Here is a 2,706-nt window from a genome sequence, read left to right on the forward strand (position 1 = left end):
GCAAGAAGAACGAGGGCGCGGCCAAGGAACACCTGAAGGTCGTCGACGTCGCCCAGCTCCTGCTCGACTCCGTCAAGGCCACCCCCGCCGGGGCGACCGCCTATCGAGAGACGGGGCAGACGCCCGAGCCGGAGCTGCTGACGTAGGCAGAGGACCGGTACAGGCCCCATCCCTTACGACCTTGGGAGCGATATCAGCTCCCGGATCTGCCTGGCGGCCTGCGGCTCTGCGCGATCAGGACGCCGCTGAGGAGGAGTGACGTCGGTCAGGCGGATCGCGGTCGCCGCAGTCTTGACCGGCGCGTCTTGGTCAGGGAGTGGACCTCAGCGGCGGTGCCTGCCACGTCATCCCGGGTGGCTGGAGAAGGGGCGAGGGCTCGGGTCCGGGGTCAGTGGTGTCGACGACTCCGGCGGCCGTGTGGTCGAAGTCGGCGGGCCAGCGGGTGTGCTCACTGGCCAAGGCGCCGGTAAGGCGTGCTTCGACAAGGTTGGCGGTGCTCAAGTCGGTGCCGCGCAAGTCGGCCATGCGGAGGTCGGCGCGGTGGAAGATCGCGCCGTGGGCGTCGGCCTTACGCAGGTTTGCCTCGCGCAGGTCGGTCTCGGTGAAGTCGGCGTCACGCAAGTCGGTTTCGACCAGCTTCGCGGCCCGTAGGTCGGCCAGGATGCAGCGAGCCCGGCGGAGAATCGCAGTCGTGAGGTCGGCGTGCCGCATGTTGACCGAGACCAGGGACGCCTGGGTCAGATTGGCGTGGTACAGGCCCGCCGCCTCCATGCACGTGCGATCGAAGTTGACCTCGGGGAACCACAGTCCGTCACAGTCGGCTCGGCGCAAGTCGGTGATGCTGAGATTGACCCAGGACTGCTCCCGGTGCTGGCACAGCACGCCGAGCGCGGTCAGCGCCACCTGGGCGTCGGCGGCGCGGGTCTCCAGGGGTGCGATGTCGTTGATGGGCACGTCTGCCGCCGGCGATTCCGGCCCGGCAGGTGGCCAGGGCAGGTGTGTACGCAGATACGCGGCCTGGATGGAGATAATGGCCTCCCGGTCGCGGGCGGACTGCTCCGCGATCCGCCACAGCGCGTGCAACCCGCCGATGCGCACATCCAGCTTGTCGCTGCCGAGCTGGTCGACGGCCCGGCTGAATCGGTCGGTGACGTAGCCCTCCTGGGTGGCGCGCAAACCGTCCTGGCTCACCCGCAGTTGCCGCCAGGTAGCGTATGCGCCGAAGAGCACGACCAGGCCGCCGACCACCTGCAGAAGCGTCGTGCGGACATCGTTCACCGCCTTCAGCCGATCCTGCACGGCGACGCTCGCCCCGGCAAGATCGTGGTCGACCACCACCCCCGGCAGTACGACGAACACCGTGCACAGAATGACCAGCCCCGTCACGGCCAGCAGACCTGCGGCCACCCGGCGCCTGATCAGCCCGTCGTGCCATGCCCGCCGCCCGCGGTCTGGTTCCCCCATCTCCATGGGCATCGGAGCCTAGGCGCCGTTCAGAAGACAATCAAGAGTGCTGTGCCACTGGCCCGTAACATGAGAACGGCCTTACGGGTTGGGTGAGTTGTGAGGCTTACCTGGGCCCGTGCGGCCTGTTCCCATCCTGCCCTGTCCGGCATCTCGCGTGCACACTTCGGCGAGTTGCTCGAAGAACTCGCGCCCCGGTGGCAGGCCGCGCGGGAGTCGGCGCTGCACGAGCGGCGTGGCGGAGACCGGAGGCGGGCAGCCGGCGCCGGGCCCAAGCAGTGCCTGGTCTTCGTCGACCGGCTCCTGGTCACGCTGGTCCACCTGCAGCTCGGGATCCCGCACGCCGCGCTGGCTGAACTGTACGGAGTGGACCGCTCCACCGTATCCGGAGCGATCCGCGAGGTCCGGCCGCTGCTGGCGACCCGCGGTTTCGCCGTCCCCGACCGGCCGGGGGTGCGGCTGCGGACACTGGAGGACCTGTTCGCCTACGCCGACGCGGAGGGCGTTGACCTGCGCATCGACGGCACCGAAGTGCAGGTCCGCCGCCCCCGCGCCCACCGCCCCGGCCGCAAGGCGTTCGTCTCCGGCAAGAAGAAGCAGAACACCATCAAGACCACCACCTTCAGTGACCCGCAGGGCCGCACCCTGTTCAGCGGCGTGGTCCGGCCGGGCCGCATGCACGACCAAACCGCCGTGCGCACGGAGGGCATCGCCGAACAGTTCCACCGGCACCCCAAAGTCAAGGCCGAGGTCGACGAGGGCTACCGGGGCCTGGCCAACGAGTTCCCCGGCCAGGTCAGCGCCCCGCCGAAGAGGCCGAAGGACGGCGCGCCGCTGGGCGAGCACCACGCCTGGCGCGAGCAGCCACGCCGCCAGTCCTCCGCGCGAATCTGCGTGGAGCACACCAACGCCGAGTTCAAGCAGTGGCGGCCCCTGCAGCGGTTCACCGGCCGCCGCGAGACCTACGCCGAGACCCACCTCGCGATCGCAGCCCTGGTCTCCGACCGCTCCGCACGGCGGGCGACCCGCCGCAAGCCGAGCACGGAACTGGTGCTCGCCCGACAGACCGCCTGCTGATCACCCACCAGCCAACCCGCCAGGCCAACACGCCCCGAACTCAATCGCTCCCAAGGTTGTTGCCCCGGATATACCTTCTCTGGCCGGACCCACCGAACCCGCCGGGCCCGTCGACGCTCCGCTCCTGCCGAATCCCCCCGCCACGAGCCGGCCCCGCCGGGCACG

At 70.0% G+C, this 2,706-nt stretch carries 2 protein-coding genes; one reads left to right on the plus strand and one right to left on the minus strand.

All coding sequences use genetic code 11. The annotated features are described in order from the left end of the window. Positions 1–309: 309 nt before the first annotated feature. Positions 310–1,470: a pentapeptide repeat-containing protein gene (locus ABZ885_RS39005; RefSeq protein WP_360199623.1), complete on the minus strand. Its 1,161-nt coding sequence runs from the start codon at positions 1,468–1,470 to the stop codon at positions 310–312. A gap of 168 nt (positions 1,471–1,638) precedes the next feature. Between ABZ885_RS39005 and ABZ885_RS39010 the strand changes: the two genes are divergently transcribed. Further along, complete coding sequence (locus tag ABZ885_RS39010; protein WP_360199625.1) at positions 1,639–2,541, plus strand: transposase family protein; 903 nt, start codon at positions 1,639–1,641, stop codon at positions 2,539–2,541. Positions 2,542–2,706: the final 165 nt, after the last annotated feature.

This window comes from Kitasatospora sp. NPDC047058 (assembly GCF_040643935.1).
Lineage (GTDB): Bacteria > Actinomycetota > Actinomycetes > Streptomycetales > Streptomycetaceae > Kitasatospora.

Excerpts from the sequence above, each read along its gene's own strand:
- ABZ885_RS39005 (WP_360199623.1), bottom strand. The coding sequence starts at position 1,470 with ATGGAGATGGGGGAACCAGACCGCGGGCGGCGGGCATGGCACGACGGG.